Annotated in this window: 18 protein-coding genes; 3 read left to right on the top strand and 15 right to left on the bottom strand. The window is 64.5% G+C overall.

Annotated elements, in window-relative coordinates; genetic code table 11:
* Positions 1-54: 54 nt before the first annotated feature.
* From AC0L21_RS03335 to AC0L21_RS03305, 7 genes are all read right to left on the bottom strand, one after another.
* Positions 55-882, bottom strand: coding sequence for an AraC family transcriptional regulator (locus AC0L21_RS03335; protein ID WP_473258059.1), 828 nt, complete (start codon positions 880-882; stop codon positions 55-57).
* Between the two features lie 129 nt (positions 883-1,011).
* Complete coding sequence (locus tag AC0L21_RS03330) at positions 1,012-2,262, bottom strand: ABC transporter substrate-binding protein (protein ID WP_007593010.1); 1,251 nt, start codon at positions 2,260-2,262, stop codon at positions 1,012-1,014.
* Between the two features lie 340 nt (positions 2,263-2,602).
* A complete protein-coding gene (locus AC0L21_RS03325; RefSeq protein WP_473258057.1) occupies positions 2,603-3,568 on the bottom strand; it encodes an ABC transporter ATP-binding protein in 966 nt (321 codons plus the stop codon).
* A complete protein-coding gene (locus AC0L21_RS03320) occupies positions 3,565-4,539 on the bottom strand; it encodes an ABC transporter ATP-binding protein (protein ID WP_473258054.1) in 975 nt (324 codons plus the stop codon). Before AC0L21_RS03320 ends, AC0L21_RS03325 begins: the two co-directional genes overlap by 4 nt.
* Before the next feature lie 3 nt (positions 4,540-4,542).
* Positions 4,543-5,403, bottom strand: coding sequence for an ABC transporter permease (locus AC0L21_RS03315; RefSeq protein WP_473258051.1), 861 nt, complete (start codon positions 5,401-5,403; stop codon positions 4,543-4,545).
* On the bottom strand, positions 5,400-6,344 hold the full coding sequence (locus AC0L21_RS03310; RefSeq protein WP_473258049.1) for an ABC transporter permease: 945 nt from the start codon (positions 6,342-6,344) through the stop codon (positions 5,400-5,402). Before AC0L21_RS03310 ends, AC0L21_RS03315 begins: the two co-directional genes overlap by 4 nt.
* Before the next feature lie 79 nt (positions 6,345-6,423).
* Positions 6,424-7,965 (bottom strand): ABC transporter substrate-binding protein, encoded by a 1,542-nt coding sequence (locus AC0L21_RS03305; RefSeq protein WP_473258045.1) that lies wholly within the window; start codon positions 7,963-7,965, stop codon positions 6,424-6,426.
* A 240-nt stretch (positions 7,966-8,205) separates the two neighbouring features.
* On the opposite strand from AC0L21_RS03305, the gene AC0L21_RS03300 reads away from it, so the two are divergent.
* Positions 8,206-9,162: a MurR/RpiR family transcriptional regulator gene (locus AC0L21_RS03300; protein WP_473258040.1), complete on the top strand. Its 957-nt coding sequence runs from the start codon at positions 8,206-8,208 to the stop codon at positions 9,160-9,162.
* A 33-nt stretch (positions 9,163-9,195) separates the two neighbouring features.
* On the opposite strand, the gene AC0L21_RS03295 is transcribed toward AC0L21_RS03300, so the two are convergent.
* Complete coding sequence (locus AC0L21_RS03295) at positions 9,196-10,563, bottom strand: amidase (RefSeq protein WP_473258036.1); 1,368 nt, start codon at positions 10,561-10,563, stop codon at positions 9,196-9,198.
* The gene (locus tag AC0L21_RS03290; RefSeq protein ID WP_473258032.1) at positions 10,544-11,740 is read right to left on the bottom strand and encodes an MFS transporter; all 1,197 of its coding nucleotides are present in this window, start codon (positions 11,738-11,740) and stop codon (positions 10,544-10,546) included. The genes AC0L21_RS03295 and AC0L21_RS03290 overlap by 20 nt, the downstream gene beginning before the upstream one ends.
* Positions 11,741-11,766: 26 nt before the next feature.
* Here AC0L21_RS03290 and AC0L21_RS03285 point away from each other — a divergent pair, with 26 nt between their 5' ends.
* Entirely contained in the window at positions 11,767-12,102 is a 336-nt protein-coding gene (locus AC0L21_RS03285) for a hydroxyisourate hydrolase (RefSeq protein WP_473258030.1), read from the top strand.
* On the opposite strand, the gene AC0L21_RS03280 is transcribed toward AC0L21_RS03285, so the two are convergent.
* From AC0L21_RS03280 to AC0L21_RS03265, 4 genes are read right to left on the bottom strand one after another with little or no spacing between them, the layout of a single operon-like run.
* Positions 12,103-12,918, bottom strand: coding sequence for an ABC transporter permease (locus AC0L21_RS03280; RefSeq protein WP_473258026.1), 816 nt, complete (start codon positions 12,916-12,918; stop codon positions 12,103-12,105).
* On the bottom strand, positions 12,915-13,781 hold the full coding sequence (locus tag AC0L21_RS03275; protein ID WP_473258024.1) for an ABC transporter permease: 867 nt from the start codon (positions 13,779-13,781) through the stop codon (positions 12,915-12,917). The genes AC0L21_RS03280 and AC0L21_RS03275 overlap by 4 nt, the downstream gene beginning before the upstream one ends.
* Positions 13,782-13,785: 4 nt before the next feature.
* Positions 13,786-14,832 (bottom strand): ABC transporter substrate-binding protein, encoded by a 1,047-nt coding sequence (locus AC0L21_RS03270; RefSeq protein WP_473258022.1) that lies wholly within the window; start codon positions 14,830-14,832, stop codon positions 13,786-13,788.
* Between the two features lie 29 nt (positions 14,833-14,861).
* Positions 14,862-15,956 (bottom strand): ABC transporter ATP-binding protein, encoded by a 1,095-nt coding sequence (locus AC0L21_RS03265; protein WP_473258020.1) that lies wholly within the window; start codon positions 15,954-15,956, stop codon positions 14,862-14,864.
* An 88-nt stretch (positions 15,957-16,044) separates the two neighbouring features.
* On the opposite strand from AC0L21_RS03265, the gene AC0L21_RS03260 reads away from it, so the two are divergent.
* Positions 16,045-17,427, top strand: a complete 1,383-nt coding sequence (locus AC0L21_RS03260) for an amidase (RefSeq protein ID WP_473258016.1) — start codon at positions 16,045-16,047, stop codon at positions 17,425-17,427.
* On the opposite strand, the gene AC0L21_RS03255 is transcribed toward AC0L21_RS03260, so the two are convergent.
* Together AC0L21_RS03255 and AC0L21_RS03250 are read right to left on the bottom strand one after the other, a co-directional pair.
* A complete protein-coding gene (locus AC0L21_RS03255) occupies positions 17,424-18,173 on the bottom strand; it encodes an aspartate/glutamate racemase family protein (protein WP_473258013.1) in 750 nt (249 codons plus the stop codon). The two genes, AC0L21_RS03260 and AC0L21_RS03255, sit on opposite strands and share 4 nt — an antisense overlap.
* A gap of 2 nt (positions 18,174-18,175) precedes the next feature.
* A complete protein-coding gene (locus AC0L21_RS03250; protein WP_473258011.1) occupies positions 18,176-18,886 on the bottom strand; it encodes a GntR family transcriptional regulator in 711 nt (236 codons plus the stop codon).
* Between the last annotated feature and the right edge of the window lie 80 nt (positions 18,887-18,966).

Below are 18,966 nucleotides of genomic sequence, written 5' to 3'. Positions count from 1 at the left end.
TCCTAATGCGGCTGTAAGGCAGGCGCTTGATCGTGAGTATCTTTTCGCGCGCGGTCAGGCGCGCAAAACCTTGGCCGCACGGCGATAATCGGTCGGCGCCATGCCGACATTGGCGGCGAAGAAGCGGGTGAATCCGCTCTGCGACGAGAAACCGAGATCGAAGCCGATATCGGCGATCGGCGCTTCGCTTGCTACCAGCGCCTCCAGCGCCTGCTCCATCATCAGCGTGTTGAGATAGAGGTGTGGCGTGACGCCGGTCTGGGTGCGGAAGAGCCGGTAGAAATGCGGCCGGGACAGGCCGGATTCGCGCGCGATGGTGTCGAGCTCGATCTCGGCGCCAGGACTCTCCGACATCATCTTGATGCACTTGCGCACACGAAAATCCGTGACGGAACCGTTTGCGCGCGGATCGCGCGCGGTCGCCGCCTGTTGCCAGCTTTCGTCGTAACAGATGTCGATCAGGCCTCTCAGCTCGCCATCGAGGCTGTTGAGCGAGGGAGCGCCGCACACGAGGGCGGCTGCGTGCCTGATATGCTTGTCCAGCGCAACGGACCGCGTGAACTGGGTGCGGCCGAAGCGCAGGCGGTCGGCGCCGGGCGCATCGGGCGCAAACCACTCCGCATTGACGTAGAGCACGAAGAAAACGGCGCCGCCTTCGAGATCGGACGGCAGGAAATTATGCGGCTCCCACGGATTGACCGCGACGACGGAACCTTCGGTGAGCTCGTAGCGTCCGTCGCTGACATCGATGCATGCGGAACGCCCGCCGACATGGAAGATCAAATGACCTTCGCGATGTGCGTGAATGTTGAAAGGGCGGTTCAACTGATAGACCGTCGCCCGACCAAAGCGGCCGTGGAAGACGGCGAGCGCCCGGCTCATGCCTCTCCTCCCAAAAGCTCCCGGTGTTTTTTGCTAGCGTTCAACAACCGGGGAGAGAATGCAAGGCGCACGTGTCGCGCTTCTGGCAAATCTCTCCCCGGCCGGTCATCGTTCGCGAACGAGACTAGGTCAGTATTTCTTACATTCCGGTACTGTGCGGCTCGGCAAACCGATTTTGGCGAACACCGCGGGATCGTAGCCCAGCGTTTGGTTGACGTTCGGGATTACGTTCACAACCTTTGAGAACAGCGCGCCCTTGCCATCGTCGACAACCTCGGTAACGAAGTTGGTGCCGATCGCTTGGCGGTTGGAGTCCAGCTTGATCTTTCCGTTGGGTGCGTCGAGTTCGATCTTGGCAAGGGCCTCCTTGTACTTGGCTTGATTGTTGGAGAGATCTCCATTGACCTGACGCAGCGCCAGGATCAGCGCCATGGTCGAGCCATAGTAGTTGGTAGCGAGCAGAGATGGGCTCGGGAAGCGCTTGTTGGGCGGGAAGGCGTCCTGATAGTCCTTCACGAACTTCTGCCAACTCGGGTTCTCCCAGGTGTCGGCCTGGCCGCTCGCGGCCAGCGTGCCGATCAGGGCATTCTTGGCGTTTCCCTTGGACGACAGGATGGTCTGGTCGATCATGATCGAGCCGCCCATCAGATGCGCCTTGCCGCCGGCCTGCTGGTACTGATTCAGGAAGTTGACGGCGTCGGCGCCGCCGAGGCCGAGATAGATTGCGTCGACGTCGTCGGGCAGTGCGGCGATAACCGAGGCGAAGTCCTTGGTGCCGAGCGGCACCCATTGCCGGTTGGTGACCTGTCCGCCGGCACCGCAGAACTCGAGCACGAGGCCGAACACCTGCGTATAGATGAACGAGTAGTCTTCGCCGACGGTCGCGATCTTGCGATACTTCTTTTGGTCATAAGCGTATTTGCCGAGGCCCACCTGCCACTGCGCGCCGTCCATGTTGTAGCGGAAAAAGTTCGGAGCGGGATCGACATAGGTCGTTTCCTGGGCACCCGATGCGGCGTTGATGAAGGTCAGTTCGGGATGGGTCTTTGCAAAATTTTTGACCGCGATGCCTTCGTCTCCGGACAGCGGTGACAGCAGGATCTGCACCTTGTCCTGTTCGATCAGCTTGCGCACGGCTCGTACGGCGGAGTCCGGTGTTGCGTCGGTCGAGGCGATGACAAATTCGAGTTCCTTGTCGCCGACCTTCTTGCCGAGCACGTTGAGGGCCGTCTGGAAGCCGCGGATGCCGTCCTCGCCGAGCACGGTGTAGGTGCCTTCGAGCGTCGCGGTGACGCCGACCTTGATCTTCTCCTGTGCGAAGGCGGTGCCCGAAAGTAACAGGCTGCTCAACGCGATCAGTCCTAGACTGCCTTTCAACATTGCTCTCCTCCCTGGGCGCTCTTGTCGCTGTTTTTCACCGCGCCCTGACGCGTCCGCCGCGCGGTGCGGCGTTCGGGCAAGGCCAACGGTTCTTGAAATGGAGGCTAACCGAACTCGCATGCAGCGCACGTGCCGGAGCCGTACGCGGCTTAACGGGCAGTCTCATTTTGAATGTTGCGTCGCGATTAACATCGCGTTGCAACAGGCGTCCGGCTTCCTGAATTTGCATGCGCCTGCCGCCTGGCGGTAGCGGACTGCCGCCGCGTCAATGGGATCGCTCGAAAAGAGGAGAAATAATTCGTAGGCGTTGCGTGATTTCGCCGCGCGCGGCACTCGCTGGTTATGCGTTGTGGCAGGCGATTGTCCTACCGTCCGCACCGGCAGATCGAAGTTGTGGCACTTCGACGAGGCAGCGATCGCTGGCCATTGGACAGCGGGGCGCATATGCACAGCCGCGCGGTCGCGTGAAGAGACTTGGCGGTTCACCCATTTCGATCGCGCCCAGGATCCGCTTCGATGGATCCGGCTTCGGAATTGCTGCCACCAATGCGCGCGTATAGGGGTGGAGCGGATGGTCCAGCACCGTCCGAGTCCCGGCCTGCTCCACGATCCGGCCCATATACATGACAGCAACGCGGCTGCTGATTTGTCCGATCACGCCAAGGTCGTGCGAGATAAAGAGCATCGACAGTCTCAACTGGTCACGCAGATCCATCATCAGATTGAGCACCTGCGCCTGCACCGAAACGTCGAGGGCCGAGACCGGCTCGTCGGCGACGATGATGGACGGGGTGGGAAGAATGGCGCGTGCGATTCCGACCCGCTGCCGCTGCCCGCCACTCAGCTCGTAGGGATAGCGAGCGGCGAAAGACGGGTTCAACCCGACGGCCGTCAAGGTGGCAGCTATGGCCGCGCTGCGCTCGGCGCGGCTCTTGAAGAAGCCGCTGATGTCGGCCGCCTCCGCCACCGAATCTCCAATTGCACGTCGTGGGTTGAGGGATGCGTTGGGATCCTGGAAAACCATTCGGACGCTGAGGCGCATCTCGCGGACGCCGGAGCCGCCGGCTCCGATCATTTCGGTTCCCTTCAATTTGATGTTGCCGCCGTCGGGCTGAACCAGTCCGACGAGGGTGCGGCCCAGCGTGGTCTTGCCGCAGCCGGACTCGCCGACAATCCCGAGGACCTCGCCTTCGGCCAACGACAGCGATACACCGTCCACCGCCTGCACCCGGTATTTCCGACCGGCTCGCCTGGCACTAAACGAGACCATCATGTCCCGGACGTCGAGGATGGCATTGCAGCTCATGGCAGCTCCCCGCCGGCCAGCGGAAACGCACAAAGCACCGCGTGCCCTTGGGAGGCCTCCAGGCGAGGCGGGGTCGCCACGCGGCACTCATCGCGTACCGCTGCGCAACGCAATGCAAACACGCAGCCAGCAGCGACCGAACCTGGCAGCGGCGGCTGACCGGAAATGGTTGGCAGCCGGCGCGCGCCGGAATTTCGCGACGGCATGCAATCCATCAGTCCGCGGGTGTAATGGTGACGCGGTGCGCCGAACAGCGCATCGACTGCAGCGGTTTCCACGATCCGGCCGGCATACATGACGGCGACGCGATCGGCGAGCTGCGCAATGACTCCCATGTCATGGGTGATGAACAATATCGCCATATCCAACCGATTGCAGAGCTCGCGCAAGAGCCCGAGAATCTGAACCTGTATGGTGACATCCAGCGCGGTGGTCGGTTCATCGGCGACCAGCACCTGTGGCCTGCAGGCCAGCGCAATCGCGATCATGACCCGCTGGCGTTGTCCTCCGGACAACTGATGCGGGTACGCGGACAGCTGCATTTTGGGGTCCGGCATACGCACCAGCTCGAGCAGTTCGCGGGCACGGATGAGCGCCGCTGCGCCCGAAATCCCCTCATGTACGCGCACGGCTTCCGCGATCTGATCGCCGATCCGACGTACAGGGTTGAGTGAGGTCATCGGCTCCTGAAAGATCATTGCCATGCGGCCGTGGCCGGCTTCGACACGTTGCCAGGGCTGCAGCTGCGTTACGTCGCAGCCCTCTAACAGGACCCGCCCGGCCCGGACCCGGGGACCGGGCTGCGGCAGCAATCCCATGACCGCAAGCGAGGTCATGCTCTTTCCACAACCGGACTCGCCGACGAGGCCGAGGATCTCGCCCTTGGCCAAGCCGAAGGACACGCCCGCGACGATGTCGACCGGCGCGGTTTCCGGCCCCACTGACACCGTAAGGTCGCAAACTGTCAGCACGGCCTAACCCTTCTCACCGAAGACTTGACGGAACCGCGGATCGAGTCGATCGCGCAATGCATCGCCGACCAAGTTCAGAGAAAATGCCGTCGCCACGATCATCATGCCCGGGAAGAACAGCAGCCACGGAGCGCGGGTGATGAAGGTCCGTGATTCCGCCAGCATATTGCCCCAGCTCGGAATGTCCGGCGGGGCGCCGAGGCCCAGGAAATCGAGTGAAGCCGCGCCGAGCTGCGCGAACGCGAAGACGAAGCTGGCCTGCACGAGAAGTGGCGAGACGAGGTTCGGCAAGATGTGCCGACTGATGAGCCATGCCGCTCCGGCGCCCATGCTGCGGGACGCCTCGACATAGGTTTCCGCGCGCAAGCGCAGTGTCAGTCCGTAGACGATGCGGGTGGTCGTCGTCATGTAGCCGATCCCGATGGCCAGAATGACGGTGGCCACACTCGGGCTCAAGATGACAATCAGGCCAAGTGCGAGAAGCAGAGTCGGAAAGGCCATCAGCACGTCGACCATGCGCATCAGCAGGTGACCCAGCCGCGGGAACAGAGCGGAAAGTACGCCGGCCGGAACGCCGGTCGCGAGAGCGAAGACGACCACGCCCGAACCGATCAGAAGTGCCATGCGTGCTGAATGAATGGTACGCGACAGGGTATCCCGGCCGAATTGGTCGGTGCCGAACCAGTGGGTCACGTTCGGGGGCGTCAGGCGGATCAGGGGATCGATGGCATACGGATCGTAAGGCGACAGCCAGGGTGCGAAGACCGCGGCGAGCACGGTCGCCAGAAGGACCCCGAGTCCGGCCAGCGCGATCGGGCGGGCGATGAACGGCTTGAGCCACAAGATCACGTTGTTGCTGCTCATTGAAGTTCAACCCGCGGATCGAGCAGACGATAGCTCAGATCGACGATCAAATTGATCAGGAGATAAACCACCACGATGACCAGGATGACGCCCTGGATCACAGGGTAGTCTCGGCGAAGGATCGACTGAACGACGAGCCGGCCGATGCCGGGCAGGGCAAACACGGTTTCGGTCACCACCGCTTCGGACAGCAGTGCGGCGAAGGTGAAGCCAAATGCCGAGACGACCGCCAGGAGTGCATTGCGCCAGATGTGGCGGCGCACGACCTGCCACGGCCGGATTCCCTTTGCACGCGCCGTGCGCACGTAGTCCTCGCGGGAGACGTCGAGCATGCTGGCGCGCGTCAGCCGCAGGATCAAAGCGGCATTCGGAGCCGCAAGCGCCAGGCTGGGGAGAACGAGATAGCGGAGATTGATGACACCGCCTTCGAAGATCGATGGATAACCGGAGCTCGGAAACCAGCCGAGCCAGGCGGCAAAGATCAGGATCAGATAGAGCCCGACCCAGAACGTGGGTATCGAGGCCATCAGCATCGCCCCACCGGACAATCCCTGATCGAGCCACGTGCCGTGCCGGACCGCCGCAATCATGCCGATCGGCACCCCGATGACCGCAACCCAGATCATCGTCATGGTGGCGAGTAAGGTGCTGGTCTCAGCGCCATCGGCAATCACCGACAGCACGGGCGCCTGGAAGAAGATCGACCGCCCGAGGTCGCCCTCGAGAACATGGCCGGCCCAAGTGAGATATTGCAGGATGATCGGTTGGTCGAGACCGAGTTGGTGTCGCAAGGCGTCGATCTGGTCGGGAGTCGCGGTATCACCGAGCAGAACGTAAATCGGGTCACCCGGCACGATATGGATGAACGCGAAGATGATGATGGACGCTGCCAGCAGCGTCACCGCCGTCGTTCCTGCGCGCTTGAATGCGTAAGACCACATGTGATTGAGCGCCTGATCAGCGGCAGCGATGCGCGCCGGCGCCGGCGCTCGACAGTCTTCGCGGCCTCATTGCCTGTCCTTACCTCGTGGACACATTCCAGAACACGGGACCGTTTGGGTTGAGCCCCTTGAGCTTGGGAGAAGCAATGTCATAGGTGTAGGCATCGCCTACTTTCATCACGGGTACCTGCTCGTAGATCAGCGACTGGATCTTGTCCCATGTCGACCTGCGCGCGGCTGGATCGGTCGTGTTGATCAACTCAGCCCTAAGCGAGCCGATCTCGGGGCTGTCCCACCAGCCGGGATAGCTCGCATTGAGGAACGTGAGCAGCAACGGATCAGGTGCGAAGGAATGGTGGGTGACAAAGATGTCCCACTGTTCCGGCTGGCCCCGCATCTTCAGAAGGGTCGCCCAATCGACGACCATCATCTGAACATTGATGCCGGCATCGGCCAGCTGGCGGGTGAAGACGGAGGCCTCGTCATAGTGTGCCTGATAGTTCGTCGAGACCAGCAGGCGGATCGGCGTCCCCGTGTAGTCCGCCTCCTTTGCGAGCTCCTTGGCCTTCTTCGGATCGTGCGCACTGTAATTGGAGACGCCTTCGGTTGAGTACCAGGGTGTGCCGTTGGGAAAGATCGATCCCTCGGCATTCCACAGGTCCTTGGGACCGAAGGCGACGCGCAGCGCCTGCGACTTGTCCAGCGCGGCCTGGATGGCGCGGCGGAGCTTGTAATTGTCCTTCAGGATTCCTTGCTTCGAGTTCATGAAGAAAAGGCCGAAGATCGGCGCGTTGGTACGCTGCACCTGAACCGATGGATCTTTGCTCAGGGACTCGTACAGATCGCCGGAGATCATTTCCGCGTAGTCGTAGTCACCCGCCTGCACGCCGCTCACGCGCGTGCCGACGTCAGGCACCGGAATGAACCGGATCTTGTCGAAGCTTGCAACGCGGGCGCCGGCGAAACCGTCGCCCTTTTCCTTCACCGGCTTGTAGCCCTCGAACCTCTCCACCTCGACATAGCGGTTCGGCCGCCACTCCACGAACTTGTAAGGCCCGGTGCCGATATAGTCCTTTTGCTCGATCGGCCGGTTTCCCGCTTTGGCGGCAATGTCTTCCGGATAGATCGCAAGACCCCCATTTACGTCCGCAATGAGAGCCTTCCAGGCGCCGTTCGGCGCGGATAATTTCAGCGTGACTTCATACTTTCCGGTCGCCTCGACCGACGTAGTCGCCGCCATCAGGAGCTTGCCGCGCGCACCGAAACTGCCCCATCGCGTCATCGAGGCGACCACGTCCTTGGCGGTCATCTCCTTGCCGTTGTGGAAGAGGACACCTTCGCGGAGCTTGATGACGATGGTCCGACCGCCGTCTTCCGTGCGATCGCTCTCGGCCAGCATCGGACGCGGCGTGTAGGTCGAGTCCAGGGCATACAGGGTCTCGAAGATGTGGCGGCCGATGACCGATGCGACGTCGGCTGTCGTCAGCATGACATCGAGCGGCGGCGGTTCTCCGATTGTGGCTTCGCGCAGCAGGGTGGCGGCATTGGCCTGCGCAATCAAGAACGACGCGGTGGCCAGCCCCACGACGCTACGCATCAAGACACTTGGACCGTATCTCATGATCGCCCTCCCGCCTTGTTGGACCGCCTGCTTCCCGGTGCAGGGGATGTGCCTTTCAGCTGTTGGGCCGATGGCACGCTATTGCTTGTTTGAAAGTTACATACACAATTCGACGATTATCAAGCGAAAAATGCTATTCTTGATGAGGCATGGCGATATACGTTTGGTCGATACTGAAGGTTTCTTACGGCAGCTTCTTGCCAAGGGCGCAGGTTGATCTGACCTGGGGAAGGGCGGGCAATGGCGCGTGCAAAGCGAAATCACCCGGCGAGAGCCGTTGGTGCAGCAGTCTCGAAGCCGCCCGGCGACGACAATGTCGTGGCCGGCGACATCATCTCCCTCATCAGGCAGAGCGCTCCAAGCCTCAGCCCGTCCGAGCAACGCGTTGCCACGGTGCTGCTGGCCGATATGGAGTTTGCCGTTCACGCCAGCAATTCCGAGTTGGCTCTTCGGGCGCGCGTCAGCGAGCCGACGGTAACTCGGTTCAGTCGCTCCGTTGGTTGCCGGGGCGTCCGCGACCTCAAGGTGAGGCTGGCTCAAGCAATGGCGGTGGGGCGGATTTACGTTGAGCTTCCCCCGCATGTCGGAACCGATCTGGCGCGCCCCGCACTCTGGCGGTCGGTGTTTCAGGAAATTCGTCGTGCGATCGCCGCTGCCGAGGAAGGACTTCGCAAGGAGGACATCGAGAGGGCCGCCGAAGCTATCTCCCGCTGTTCGAAGCTTGCAGCGTTCGGGGTAGGGGGCGGTTCCACTCTTGCGGCGGCGGAGGTTCAGAACCGGTTTTTTCGTCTTGGGATTGCCGTCTCGCATGCCTCCGATCCGAGCTTGATGCGCATGATTGCCGCGACCTTCGGACGGGATGATGTCGTCGTTGCCATCTCGACCACCGGTGCAGCGAACGAGGTGATCGAAGCAGCCAGTATCGCCAAGCAATACGGCGCCTTGGTCGTCGCAATTACCAAGCCGCAAAGCAGGCTGGCCTCGATCGCCGATATTGCGCTTGGCGTACACGTGCCCGAAGCGCCCGACGCGCTCAAGCCGACGGCGTCGCGCTATGCATTTCTCGCCACCATCGACCTGCTCGCAGCGTCAACTGCCTATTGCAAGCCGCTCGAAGCCCAGGCACGCATGCGGCGGATCAAATACGAGTTGCTGAAGGGGAGCGGCGGGGACGCCAAAGGGCCGCTGGGAGACTGAGCGGGCAATTAACGCACCGCGCGCCTCTCGGGACTACGTTCGCAACATGGCCTCGATCTCTTGCGCTGCTTCAAGCAGCGTGCGGTCTTGTCCGCGCGCGGCGATGACCTGAAGGCCGAATGGAAGTCCGCGCCGATCCGTTCCGCACGGCATCGAAATCGCCGGCAGGCGGGCATGATTGACAAAGGGCGTGAACACCGCGTGCGCGCGCGGGCTCGCCGCGCGGCCACCGATCGTCTCGGGTCCGAGCTGGGTGAATGGCCACGCGACACAGGGGACGGTCGGCGCCAACAGCAGATCGACCTCGGCGAAGAATGCCGCGAAAGCATCGGCGATCGCGGCGCTTGCCAGCAGCGCACCGGCAACATCGGCGCCCGACCACGTCAGTCCTCGCTCGATCTGTCTGGCGATGTCAGGATCGAAGACGGTCGGATCCTCGCGGAAGGCGTCTCGATAGAGTGCGGCGAGGCCGGCGTGCTGAAGCGGCATGATGGCCTCTTCCGTAGCGCCCGCCGGCCAGACGGGATCGCGCTGCGCGATGCCGAGGCCTGCGGCGGAGAGACGCGCGATGGCGAAAACGAGCCCGTCAGCGACAACATCATCGACGGCGACGTCGAGCCCCAGGCGCGGCGAAAACGCGATGCGCAGACCGGCGATGTTTTTGGCCTCTTGAGCGATGCCCGCTGAATCCGGGTCGCGCGGATCGACGCCGGCCATGGCCTCGAACGCCAGCGCGATATCGGCAATGTCAGTGGCGATCGGCGCGATGACGGAGAGGCTGAAGAACGGTTCGGCGAAGCCGGGCCCATAGGGGATCGCGCCATAGGACGGTTTGAACCCGGCGACGCCGACATGAGCCGGCGGCCTGCGGCTCGAGCCGCCCGCATCGGTGCCGATCGCTAGCGGCACGAGGCCGGCCGCAACCGCGGCGGCAGGGCCGCCCGACGAGCCACCGGGCGTCAACGTGAGATCGAGCGGATGCCGCGTTGGCCCATACAGCGGCGAGGTGGTCACGCCCTTGCAGGCGAATTCCGACGTTGCGCCGATGCCGACGACGACGGCGCCGGCCTTGCGCAGCCGCTCGATCGCAATCGCATCCCGCGGCGCGACGAATTCGGCGAACAGGCGCGAGCCCTGTGTCACACGCCAGTCGCCGACCCAGATGTTGTCCTTGATGACGACGGGGACGCCGGCGAGCGGCATCGTCACGCCGGCGCGCAGGCGATCATCGACCGCTGCGGCGTCGGCAAGCGTACGCGCGGGAGCGGTCGTCACCACTGCGTTCAGCGCCTTGGCGGCCTCGATGCGCGCAAGCGCGGCCTTGGCGGTCTCGACCGCACTCGTTCGTCCGGCGAAGACGTCGGCCGCAATCTCGCACGCGCTACTTCTTCCCTTTGTCATGGCCTCCCCAGATCAGTGCCAATGTGCCGCAGAGGGCGAGGCACGCCAAGGCGAAGAAGGCGGCACCAAGACTGGCTGCGCCGTCCAGGAGCGACACCAGCGCCGGTGCTGCCAAGAGGCCGGCATAGGATGCTGTCAGCACCGCGCCGGTGGTCTCGCCAATCCTGTCCTGCGGAGCGAGACGTGCGATCTCGGCCACGAAGACACCGTTCCAGCCCGATGCCGTCAGGCCGAACAGAGCTGCAATCGCGAACTGGCCGGTCCGTCCGAGCGATGCGCCATCGAGACTCAGCAGCGCGGCGCAGAAAGTCATGCCGAGGCCGATGACGACGAGAACTCCGCGCGAGGCATTGAGGCGCGTTGCGACGAGGCCCCAGCCGAGCCGGCCGATCAGGCCGCCGGCTTGGGCGCAAGCAAGCGCCATGCCGGCCTCGACATGGCTGAGGCCGAGCTCGCGGGTGCCGAGCGTGACGAAGACCGTATTGAGCGACACCTGCATCGCGCTGAACGGCATCGAGGCCAGCGCCAGCATTGCGATGCGCCGGTCCGCGGTCACCAGTGCCAGCCGCATGCGAAGGCCAAGCTCCGGCTGTGGAATGACCTTGGCGGCGTACGCCGGACGCAGGCGCTCGAACCACGCCATCGCCAGCAGCGCACACGCGCCCACGGCGGCATAGCACCAGGCGGGTCCAAGCGAGATTGCGATCGCGGGCAGAACCAGCGAGCCGCAGATGGCGCCGATCTGGTTTCCGGTCTGGCGAACCGAGAACACGAGTGCGCGCCGCTCGGCCGTCACGAGCCGCGCCAGCAGCGCCGCGCTTGCGGGCGTCTCCGGTCCGAAGGCGAGGCCAAGACAGAGGCCGGCTGCGAACAGGGCCGCCGTCGAGCCGAGCGAAGCCAGCGCCATGCTGGCGACGATCACCGCCGCGCAGAGGCTCGCGATCCGCAGCGACCCGAGGCGAGCGATGAACCCGCCGCCCCAGAACGAGGCGGGAATGCCGACCGCGAACACGGCGCAGGAGAATATCGAGAGCTGCCAGACCTCGATATGGGCGCGCGGTGCCACCACGCCCGGCGCGAACAGAGCCAGCGCCACCAGCGCCTGAAGCGAGGTCATGGCGCCAAGCGCCGGCAACAATGCGGGCGCTGGCCGAACGGCCGTGTTTGCGTCTACCATGGCGCTGCGTTCATTGGAGGAACATTGTGGCAGGCGGCATTTCCATTCACGCGGTCGATGTGGCGAGCGGACGCCCGGCGCAGGGCCTGCGCGTCGAGATCTGGCGGATCGATCCGGACTCCTCGCGCGTCGCCGACGGCAGGCTCGGCGCGAATGGCGTGCTCGATCATCCCATTTCCGAGGGCGCGGGCGTGACGGCAGGCGAGTACGAGGTCCTGTTTCATCTCGGCGAGTTCTTTGGCGAGCGCGACGGTTTTCTCACGGTGACGCCGTTCCGTTTCCGCATCAAGGCTGTTGACGAGCATTTTCATCTGCCGCTGAAATTCACGCGCTGGGGCTACTCGCTGTTCCGCGGCGCCTGATCAGTTGGTCAGCCGCCTCGACAATCCCGTGACGCGCTCCATGATCGCGACCAGCGCGACCGTCGCAATGATCAGCACGCCCGAGAGCGCGGCGATGGTGACGTCGAGCTTGCCCTCGAGGTCCTGCCACATCCGGATCGGCAGCATGTCGGTGGCGGCGTCGCGCAGGAACAGCGACACCGGCACATTGTCGAACGACGACATGAAGGCGATGAAGGCGCCCGCGATGATGCCCGGCCGGATCAGCGGCAGCACGATGCGGCGGAACGTGTAGATGCGGCTGGCGCCCAGCACGGCCGAACTTTCCAGCAGGGTCGGCTCCAGCTGGGCAAGCGCCGCAATCGTGTTGCGCACGACATAGGGCACGCAGACCACGGTGTGGCCGATCACCAATGTCAGCGGCGACACCGGAAGTCCCACCAGCGAGAACAGCATCAATGCGGCAAGGCCGAAGGCCAGCGCCGGCAGCACCAGCGGCGACATGAACAGGGAATCGAGCAGCCGCGCCGAGAGCGTCGGCGAGCGCGAGATCGCGAGCGCGGCGGCAACGCCGAGCACGACGGACAGGCCCGTCGCCCACAGCGCCACAATGAGGCTGTTCTTGGCGGCGAAGTGCAGCTGCCAGGCGTTCCACAATTCGGCGTACCAGCGCAGCGAATAGCCCGGCGGCGGGAAACGCAGAGAGAAGCCGCTAGTGAAGGAGACGATCAGCACCACCAGCGACGGCGCGATGATGACGATCAGCGCGATCACGGCGACCACGGTCATGACCAGCTCGAAGCTGAACGCCTCCAGGGTACGTTTGCGCCCGCTCATGATGCGCCTCCGTAGCCGCGCGACAGGCGGCCGAGCGTGGTGAAGAGCGAGACGACCGCGAGCACGGCGAGCAAAAAGATGATCGAGATTGCGGAGGCAAACGGCCAGTTCTGCAGCGTCGAAGCCTGCTGGTAGAGATACATCGGCATGAACAACATCTGCCCGCCGCCGATCAGCGACTGGGTGATGAAGGCCGTGATCGCGGCGGCATAGGTCAGCGTGCATCCGGCGATCACGCCGGGCAGCGACAGCGGCAGCACGATCTTGAAGAAGGTGCGCCAGCTTCCGGCGCCGAGCGAGCAGGAGGCGTCGTCGAGATTGGAATCGATGCGGCCGAGCGCGGTGATCAGGGGCAACGTCATCAGCGGCATCTGCACCTGCGCCAGCGCGAGCACCACGCCGAACTGGGTGTAGAGCAGCTTCAACGGCGTATCGATGATGCCGAGGGATTGCAGCGTCGCGTTGATGATGCCCTGGCGGCCGAGAATGACGATCCACGCGAAGGTCCGGACCACGACGCTGGTCAAAAGCGGTAGCAGCACGATCAGGATGATGATGGTCTGAAGCCGCGGCCCGACCCGCTGGTAGAGCCATGCGATGGGAAAGCCGAGCACGAGGCAGACGGCCGTCACCTCCGCCCCCAGCAGCAGCGTCGAGCCGAGCACGCTGAGGCTGAAGGGATCTGTGAGGAACTGCTGATACTGGCTGAGCCCCCAATGGAGCGCGGCGGTGTCGTTGTGCAGCGAGAGCCACAGCAATTGGAGCAGCGGCGCCACGAAGAACACCAGGAAGAACAGCGCCAGCGGCGCTGCCAATCCCATCCCGTAGGACGTGACGTCTCGTGACGCCGGCGCTGTGCCCATGGCGCTAGATCTTGATCTCGCGGTTGAAGCGCTCGATCCAGGCCGAGCGCTGCTCGTTGATCTTCTTCCAGTCCTGGAATACGAACTTCTGCTTCAGCTCCGCGGTGTCCTTGGCGAGCACGCGCGCGATCTCGCCGCCCATGGTGACCTTGGAATTGGTCGGAACAATCAAGTAGGGCGGATTCATCAGCGTGGTCTGCACTTCCGGCGTCAACGACGCCTCGATCAGCTTGAAGGCGAGCTCGCGGTTGGGCGAGTTCTTGACGATGTGGATCGTGGTCTTGAAGGCAATGGCACCTTCCTTCGGCGCCACGAACTCGACCGGCACGCCGCGCGCCTTCAGGATCTGGATGGCGTTGAAATTGCCGGGCGAGATGTCGATCTGGCCCTGCTGGAACAGGGTGGCGAGCGCGCCGGGATTGGCGGCCACTGCGGCGAGGTTGGGCTTCAGCTCCTCGATCGCCTTGAAGCCGGGATCGACATTGGCTTCCGAGCCGCCGCGCATCTTGGCGATCTCGACCAGCCAGCCGGTCCCGAGCGTCGAGTTGAGATTGGTGATGCCGACGCGGCCCTTGAACTCGGGCTTCCACAGATCGGCCCAGGAGGTCGGCGGCGTCTTGACGGCTTCCGGATTGTAGGTGAGGCCGACGACCTGAAAGAAGGGGGCAGGGCCCATCAGCTCCTGGGCCTCGGCGATCAGGTCCTTGTAATAGGCGCTCTTCTCGACGGGGTATGGCTCGACGAGATCCTGGCCGATCGCGACCAGGGCTGGGCCGGGATCATGCAGCATGACGTCGATCGGCGGATTGGCCTTGGCGGCGTTCACCTTGGCGATCTGGTCGACAGAGAGCATGGGGTCGAGCACCATCGCGGCGTCCGCGTTGGCCTTGCGAAAGGCCGGGACCAGCACGGCCTTGTGCGCCTCCTCCCAGCTTCCGGTAAAGGTCGCAAACACCAGCGGGCGGGCTTGAGCAAAGCTAAGGCCGGGAAACGCCTTCATGGCGCCGAGTGTGAGTGCGGTCGTCATCAGGCTTCGGCGGTTCATAATCATGTCGAACTCCCTCTGGACAGAGATTGGATCTAAAGCGTTGCTGGAAAAGCGTTGGCGAGCGATGGGGCGAGCGGGGCAAGGCGTACCGCGGCGCCGCTCTCCAGCGTGCGCGTCTCGCCGATGCGCGCCTGGGAAATCTTGACGCCGGAGCCGTCGGCGGTCCTGACCTCGTGGACCACGGTGGCTCCTAACGGCAGCGACATGCCGACTACGCCGGCAAAGCCGGTCTCGTCACCGACGAATTGCAGATGCTCGGGGCGGATGCACACGGTGACGCGGCCGCCTTCGGTGAGAGCGCCGCCGGCGGGGCGCGCGATAATTTCCGCGCCGGCATCGAGACGGACTTTTGCTGCCGTCCGATCCGCCGAGACGACGACGCCAGTCATGCGGTTGCTGGCTCCGACAAACGTGTTGACGAACAGCGTCTGCGGCCGGTCATAGACGTCCGATGGCGATCCGAACTGCTCGAGCTTGCCGTGGCTCAGCACGGCGACGCGATCGGCCATCGACAGCGCCTCTTCCTGGTCATGGGTCACGATCAGCGTGGTGATGCCGGAGACGCGTTGCAGCCGCTTGACCTCGATCTGCATGTCCAGCCGCAAATTCTTGTCGAGCGCGGCAAAGGGCTCGTCGAGCAGCAGGATCGACGGCTTGATCGCCAGCGCGCGAGCGAGCGCCACGCGCTGCTGCTGGCCGCCGGAGAGCTGCCGTGGCAACCGTTCCGACATGGTCGGCAGCTGCACCAAATCCAGCAGCCGCTGCGCTTCGCGTTGGCGGGTCGCCTTGTCGATGCCGCGCGCGGCAAGCCCGTAAGCGACGTTCTCGCTGATGCTGAGATGGGGGAATAGTGCGTAGTTCTGGAACACGATGCCGACCGCGCGACGGTTCGGCGGCAGCGCGTCGACGATGTCGTCGCCGACGATGATCCGCCCTTGCGTCTGCGCGATGAAGCCGGCGATAATGCGCAGCAGCGTTGTCTTGCCGCAGCCGGAGGGGCCGAGCAGGGCGATGATCTCGCCCCCTTTGATGTCGAGATTGATGTTCTCGACCGCGAGCGCGCCGCTCGGATAGCGGTGGGTGACGGCGTCGACGACGAGCGATCGGCCGCCTTGCGCTTCAGCCATGATGTTGCCTCCCGTTGCCCCGGAGGAGAAAGCAAGTCTCGTGCCCGCACCGGTCGCTTTTCGATTCGAGGTTTGGCATGGTGGGGCGATGACATCGATCTGCGATCTCACCGCCACGATCCTCGCGCGCGCCATCGCGAAGGGCCAGCTGTCCTCGCGTGAGGTCGTCGAGGCGCATCTGGCGCGGATTGCGCACAGTGACGTGCAATTGGCGGCATTCGTGACTGTCGATGCGGAGGGGGCCCGCCGTGCCGCTGATGTCTGCGACGCCGCGCCCGCGCCGATCGGCGCGCTGCATGGCGTGCCAATAGGGATCAAGGACCTCACTGACACCGCGGGACTCGCGACCACGTACGGATCGGCTCTGTTTCGCGATCACGTTCCGGACGAAGACGATCTCGTGGTCGCGCGGCTGCGGCGCGCCGGCGCGATCATTCTGGGAAAGACCAACACGCCCGAATTCGGCTTCGGCGCGGTCTGCACCAACAAATTGCGTGGGCCGACCCGCAATCCCTTCAATCCCGCGCTGACCTCGGGCGGATCCTCCGGCGGCTCCGCGGTTGCGGTCGCGGCCGGCATGGTGCCGCTGGCCCATGGCACCGATTTCGGCGGCTCCGTGCGCACCCCCGCAAGTTTTTGTGATGTCGCCTCGATCCGGCCGACGCCCGGCCGGATTCCGTCGCCGCGCCGCCCGCTCGGCTGGGACATGCTCGCCACCCAAGGTTTTCTGGCCCGCGGCGTCGACGATCTCGAACTGGCGCTGTCGGTCTGTGCGGGGGGCGATGCGCACGACCCGCTCTCGATGGGCGTCGTCAATGACGAGCGGCCGGTTGTAATCCGTCCCCGGATCGCAGTGACGCCCGATTTCGGTGTCGCGCCCGTGGCGCGCGATGTCCGTGCGCGGTTCGCCGCGGCCTGCGAGGCACTCGCGGTCGTTGCCGATGTGGTACCGTCCGCGCCCTATTGCGGCGGTGCGATCGAGACATTTCGGACGCTGCGCGGCGCGCACATCGCCAACAGCTATGGAGAGCTGCTGAAGGCGCGCCGCGCCGAGCTCACGCCCGCCGTGATCTGGAATATCGAGGCGGGCGCAAAGCTCTCCGCGGAGGACTATCTCAACGCCGAGCGGTGCCGCACCGGCATCTACCGCAGCTTTCGCGAGCTGTTCAGCCACACCGATTTCCTGGTGGCGCCGGCGGCGTCCGTTTTGCCCTGGCCCAATGAAATCAGCGACGTCGCCGCGATCGATGGCGCTGCGCTGGAGACGCCGATCGATTATCTCGCCGTCACCTTCATCGTGTCGCTGGTCGGCTTCCCGGTGCTGACGCTGCCGGCGCCGCGAGGGGAGAGCGAGCTGCCGTTCGGCATCCAGATCATCGCACCACCGGGATGCGAATCCCGCCTGTTTGGCTTCGGCCGTGCCATCGAGAACGAACTCGGTTTTTCCCATCGTTGGCCGAAGCTTCCCTAGCTGTCGCGATGCTCGAGCCGGGCGGCGAGCGCCTCGGCAAGGCCAAGCGTGGGTTTGGCGGCGGGGCGGCGGTACGTGCCTGCAGTTGCCTTGCGGAGGCGTAGCGCCACCAGCGCCTCGGCCTGCTTCACCGAGGCGATGACTTGATCGACGACGGGGACGGGGATCCGGTCGGCGACGCGCTCGGCGAGGCCCGAGAGCGGCGCACCCGCAAAGATCAGCACGTCGGCGTCGTCCTCCACGATCGCGCGCCGGGCGAGATCGACCAGCACATCCTCCTTCTCGGTGCCGACTTCGGAGATCGCCTGGAACGGCGTGTCGAGCATACGGATACCGGCGCAGCGCTCCCACAGGCCGTGGGCGCGGACGCATTCCTCGTACCAGGGGCCGAGCGCCTGGGCGAAGGTGACGATGGCGAAGCGCCGTCCGGCCATGCAGGCGGTCAGCATCGCCGCTTCCGCCATGCCGACCACGGGAATGTCGAAAGTTTCGCGCGCGGCGAACAGGCCGGGGTCGCCGAAGGCGGCGATGATCGCTGCGTCGACCTTGCGATGCTGCCCGGCCAGCATCTCCAGCGCAATGGCACCGCCGATCTGTGCCTCGGTGCGTGTCGAGATATAGGGCACGCCGCGGGTCGCGGTGCAGGGGATCAGCTCGGTCCCGGGCCCTGCCGCGCGCTGCCCGACATCCGTCATCAACTGGGTGACTGCGGTGCTGGTGTTCGGGTTGAGCAGCAGCAGCTTCATGATTACGCCACCGTCTGCTTGGCTTGAGAGGCCGCGATGACTTCGAGCAGCGCCGTGCCGGTGCGCCGGACATGGGCGCCGAGCAGGCGTCCTGCGGTTTGGCTGTCGCGCGCCTCGAGCGCGGCAAGGATGCTGGCGTGCTCGTCGACCGAATTGCTCCAGCGCCGGTCGGCGCCGAGCGCGAGGTAACGCGCGCGCTCGGCGCGGGAGATCAGCGTCTCGTGCGCCTCCCGCAACGGTGTGTTGCGCGCCATGCGGACGATGGTGTTGTGAATCTCGCCGTTGATGGCGAAGTACTCGTCGAGCTTGCCGTTGCGATGATGGCCTTCCATGCGGGTCTGAAGCGTGCGAAGCCGGGCGAGATCGCGCTCGGTGGCGCGCTCCGCGGCAAGCTCGGCGGCCAGCCGCTCGATGCCGGCCAGCGCCTCGAACAATTCGGAGATGCCGTCGACCGCGATGTCGGCGATACGCGGGCTGCGGTTGGGGCGCAGCTCGATCAATCCCTCCGCCGCCAGCACCTTGATCGCCTCGCGCAGCGGCGTGCGCGACACCCCGAGCTCCTTCGACAGTCTTGTTTCCTGGGTCTGCGATCCCGGCGGCAGCTCGCCACGAATGATCATCGTCCGCATCCGCGCGGCCGCGCGCTCATGCAGGCCCATCCGCTTGAGCTTGGGCGACTTTCGGCCCGGAATCGGTTCGGATTTCTGCTGCACGCCGACCTTCCTGCTGACGTGCGATCGTAGCCAATTTCCTTCATGTGAGGTGCCCAAATAGAAGACGTATGTGGCTCAAA

The organism is Bradyrhizobium sp. WSM4873 (assembly GCF_055811355.1).
Note: the sequence above shows the minus strand (reverse complement) of the source record. Positions and strands in the feature narration are given on the sequence as shown.